This is a genomic window from Dietzia sp. DQ11-44 (genome assembly GCF_014145205.1).
GTDB lineage: Bacteria > Actinomycetota > Actinomycetes > Mycobacteriales > Mycobacteriaceae > Dietzia > Dietzia natronolimnaea.
In genome coordinates, this window is sequence record NZ_JAALEC010000243.1 from 1 (window position 1) to 4770 (window position 4770).

Annotated in this window: 3 protein-coding genes; all 3 read right to left on the minus strand. The window is 71.4% G+C overall.

The window, feature by feature from the left end; genetic code table 11:
• The coding region (locus G6018_RS07010; protein WP_241732010.1) for a type I polyketide synthase at positions 1 to 1716 on the minus strand (1716 nt) is incomplete at its 3' end.
• 87 nt (positions 1717 to 1803) lie between these two features.
• Complete coding sequence (gene fadD32, locus G6018_RS07015) at positions 1804 to 3804, minus strand: long-chain-fatty-acid--AMP ligase FadD32 (RefSeq protein WP_182639244.1); 2001 nt, start codon at positions 3802 to 3804, stop codon at positions 1804 to 1806.
• A gap of 111 nt (positions 3805 to 3915) precedes the next feature.
• Positions 3916 to 4770: cutinase family protein (locus G6018_RS07020; RefSeq protein WP_182639245.1), on the minus strand; the 855-nt coding region annotated here is incomplete at its 5' end.

Sequence of the window (4770 nt, forward strand, 5' to 3'; positions counted from 1 at the left end):
GGTGTCCCCCGCGTCGGCCGTCCGCGCGACGGTGTCCTCGGCGCCGGTCGCCTGCGAGTCGACCGTCTGCGAGTCGACCGTCTGCGGATCGGTCTGCTGAGCGGCCCGGACCGGGGCGGGCTGGTACTCGGCCACCACGACGTGGGCGTTGGTCCCGCCGAAGCCGAATCCGGAGACACCGGCCAGCGCCCGGCCGCTGTAGCGCGGCCACGGCCGGTTCTCCGTGACGACGCTCAGCCGCGCGGCGTCGAAGTCGATGTACGGGTTGGGGCCGGCGAAGTTGAGGGTGGGCGGGAGCGAGTCGTGCCCCATCCCCAGGATGATCTTGGCCAGGCCCGCGGCACCGGCCGCCGACTCCATGTGCCCGAAGTTGGTCTTGGCCGAGCCCAGCAGCGTGGGTCGATCGGCGTCGCGGCCGCGGCCGAGCACCTGTCCGATCGCGGTGGCCTCGATGGGGTCACCGAGGATCGTGCCCGTGCCGTGGGCCTCGATGTAGTCGACGTCCCTCGGGTCCACACCCGCGTCGGCGTACGCCTGGCGCAGCACCGCCACCTGGGCGTCCGGGTTGGGGGCGGTCATCCCGTTGGAACGTCCGTCGGAGTTGACGGCGGACCCCTTGATGACGGCGAGGACCACGTCCCCGTCCCGTTCGGCCTCGGACAGGCGCTTCAGGATGAACAGTCCCCCGCCCTCCGCCCGGCAGATGCCGTTGGCGTCGGAGGAGAAGGCCTTGATGCGCCCGTCGGGGCTGAGCGCGGCCCCGGTCTTGGCGAAGCCCATGGTGGCGGCGGGCGCCAGCATCATGTTGACGCCACCGGCCACGGCCAGGTCGGACTCGTGCAGACGCAGCGAGTTGACGGCCTCGTGGATCGCGACCAGGGAGGTCGAGCACGCGGTGTCCAGGGTCATCGAGGGGCCACGGAAGTCGAACGTGTACGACACCCGGTTGGAGATGATCGAGTTGGAGGCGCCCGTGACCGCGTACGGGGAGGCGGCGGCGGAGTCGGAGGTGAGGAACACCTGGTAGTCGCTGGACGACGAACCGATGAACACGCCCACCTCGTGGCCCTTGAGGTCACTCGCGGGCAGGTGCGCGTGCTCGAGGGCCTCCCAGGTGAGCTCGAGTGCGAGCCGCTGCTGCGGGTCCACCATCTCCGCCTCGCGGGGACTCATGCCGAAGAACTCGGCGTCGAAGTCCCGCACCTCGGAGTCGTCGAGCCACCCGCCCCGGTCCGGGGCCTCGGCCAGGACCTGCTGGACGTAGGAGTCCCCCGCCCACTCGGACCAGCGGGTCGCCGGACGCGGGCTGGTGGCGTCCCGGCCCTCGGACAGCAGTTCCCAGGTGGCCTCGGGCGAGTCCGCGCCGCCCGGGAAACGGGTGGCGAAGCCGATCACGGCGACGTCGAACTCCATCCCCGCCCCACGGTGGCGGAAGGTGTGGAGGTCGCCGGGCTCGTCGATCTCGGCCGGTCCGTTGACCACGTACTCGGCGAGAGAGGCGATGGTGGGGTGCTGGTAGGCCACCGTGGCGTCCAGGGGACGGCCGAGCAGGTCCTCGAGATCCGCCGAGAGGGTCACCGCGTCCCTGGAGGACAGCCCGAACTCCTCGAGGGAGCGGTCGTCGGTCACCTTGGCGACGTCGAGCCCGGTGGCCCGGGAGACCCAGCCCCGCAACCAGTCGCGGAGCTCTACTACCGTCATCTCGCTCTGTGCCATCGTGGGGATCGCCTTTCCATCGGGTCTCGTCCGGTGTGCTCGCCCGTCGCCGCCGCGCACCGGTGGTGCCGTGAAGCGGCCCGGAAACTACTCCGCCGGCTCGTCGGGGAAGGCCGTCTGCTGGTGGCCTCCCCGCAGGGTCCCGTCGACGTAGGCGGTCTTGCAGGCGCGGCGGGCGATCTTGCCGCTGGAGGTTCGGGGGATGGACCCGGCGGGGACCAGGATCACGTCCTGCGCGGTGACCCCGTGCCTCGCCGAGATCGCCGAGCGGACCGCGTCCGCGATGGGTCCCGGATCCGCCTTCCCCGCACCGGGGGCGCGCTCGCCCACCACCACGAGGGTCTCCGAGGAGTCATCGGAGGGGATCACGGCGCCGTTACGGGCGTCGATCGGGAGCTGGTTGGCCGGCACGGAGAACGCGGCGACGAAGCCCGGGCGCAGCGAGGCGGAGGCGTCCTGCGCGGTGTTCTCGAGATCCTGCGGGTAGTGATTGCGTCCGGCGACGATCACGAGGTCCTTGACCCGACCGGTGATGTACAGCTGGCCGTCCACGTAGGCGCCGTAGTCACCCGTGCGGAGCCACCGTGCGCCGGAGGGGACGGTGCCGAACTCGCGCACCGTCCTCGAGTGCTCCGGGAGCCGCTCCGTGAGCCTGTTGCCGAACGTGGCCTCGGACTCCTCCGGCCGACCCCAGTAGGCCCGCCCGACGTTGGTGCCGTAGAGCCAGATCTCCCCGACCCGGCCCTCGGGCAGTTCCCGGCCGGTGCCGTCGTGCTCGCCCGTCGACCCGTCGACACCCGGCTCGACGATCACCGCCCACTGGCTGGGGGCCACGTACCCGCACGCCACCTGCGGGATGGCGTCCTCGTTGCCCTCCACCGCGTCGGGGTCCAGGACGGTCATGACGCCCTTGTTGAGGTCCTCCCGGTCCACGTGGATGACGATCGCCTCGTCGTCCTTGCGGGGCGAGGAGACGAAGAGCGTCGCCTCGGCCATGCCGTAGGAGGGCTTGATGGCGGTCGGCGCCAACCCGTACGGGGCGAACGCCTCGTTGAACGCGCGCATCGAGGCGGGGGTGACCGGCTCGGACCCGTTGATGATGCTGGTGACCCCGGAGAGGTCGAGCGACTCGCCCTCCCGGGGCAGGCCACGACGGGCCGCGTGTTCGAACGCGAAGTTGGGGGCGGCGGCGAAGACCCCGTCGCCGTCGGACATCGCCCCGAGCTGGGTGACCCACCGCCCGGGACGCTGCACGAAGGCCCGGGGGCTCATGACGGTGATCGTGGCGCCGCCCATCGCCGGCAGGATCACGGTGAGCAGACCCATGTCGTGGAACAGCGGCAGCCAGGTCACGCCGCGGGAGGCGCGGGTCAGGCCCAGCCCGTCGAAGAGCTGCATGACGTTGGTGACGACGTTGCGGTGCGTGATCTCCACGCCGGCGGGGACGCGGGTCGACCCGGAGGTGTACTGCAGGTAGGCGATGTCGTCCGCACCCAGATCGGGCCGGGTCCAGCCCGAGCCCAGCTCGGCGGGGATCGCGTCGACGGCGACCGTGCGGGGCCGCTCCCGGGCGGGCAGGTCGCGGAAGAGCTTGCGGACCCCCGCCGCCGACTCGGTGGAGGTGAGGATGACGGACGGCGTGCAGTCCCCGAGGACCGCGTGGAGCCTGTCGTGATGACCCGGCTCGTCCGGATCGAACAACGGCACGGCGGTGAGACCGGCGTGGATGGCGGCGAAGAACGAGACGATGTAGTCGAGTCCCTGGGGCGCGAGGATGGCCACGCGGTCTCCCCGCTCAGCCACCTGCTGCAGCCGTGCGGCGATGGCGTAGAGCCGGTCCCCGAAGTCCGACCACGACAGTTCGGCGACCTCACCCTGCCGCGACGACGAGTAGTCGATGTAGCGGTAGATCAGCCCGTCCGCCGCGGGGTCCCGGCGTGCTGCGGAGACGTTGGATTCGACGAAGTCGACCAGGGTGGTGCGATCAGGGATGACGATCGCCCCGCTGGCGTCGTGGTACTGCTCGAACTCCACGTTGCTCCGTTCCGAACCGATGACTGGATGGTCGACGTCGCCGACCTCGGACATACCGGGCGACAAGCTTGGTCGATCTTACAGCGTGCCCCTGCGCACATCCGAACTCCGAATCCTCGACCCGGCCAGGCGTGTCGCGCCCATGCACGGTACTCGGTCGGGCGGTCAGTCGTGGGCGATCTCCGGTGCCGCGTCGACGAGTTCCCGCACGTGTCCGATGGTCCACTCCGGAACCGTGGTCCCCATGACGACGTCCGGGTTGGTCGCGTACATGGCGTGGATGGCGTTGTTGGCGACGAACTCCTGGAACCGGGCCGCCCCGTCCACCACGTTGAGCGGGGCGTTGCAGATGAGGTCCCGGGAGTCGCAGATCTGGGCGGTCCGGTCGTCGAGCGCCCCGAAGCCGCCGGGCCGCGGGCCGGTCATGGTGGCACCCGCGATGAGCTGCGTGAAGCCCGTCACCGGCTGGAGCGAGATCTCCATCCCCTGACCGGTCCCCGGCGACAGCCCCGGGGACTGGCCCTCACCGGGCAGGCGCCGCCCGTCGGCGATGAGGACCGAACCCCGGACGAGCTCCGCCGGGACCGGCCCGTTGCCGGTGCCGATCTCGCTGGTGAGGTCGCCGGCGATCACCGCCCCCTGGGAGAAGCCGAGCAGGATGTAGGAGGTGTACGGGCAGCGGTCGTGGACCGCGACCAACTCGGCGCGCGCGCGATCCGTGCCCTCGGCCCGGCTCTGGTCGTAGGTGATCTCGTCGGGGCGCTGGGGGTTCCGGAACTGTGCCACGTACGGGACCGTGAAGACCTCCAGGCGCTCGGCCGGGTACTGCTCCCCCAGCGGGTCCGTGATGGTCTTGAGCAGCGCGTTGGGCAGGAACGACGGCGCGTAGGGGTCGTCGGTGGGGCTGCTCTCCCAGGTGCCCGGCACGGCGATCATCTGCACGTCGGGGCAGTCCGCGGGCTGGGTCAGCTCCGGCTCCGCCGGGCCGGGCAGCGGGCCGTCCGGACCCGTCGGCAGCCC

Excerpts from the sequence above, each read along its gene's own strand:
- fadD32 (WP_182639244.1), bottom strand. The coding sequence starts at position 3,804 with ATGTCCGAGGTCGGCGACGTCGACCATCCAGTCATCGGTTCGGAACGG.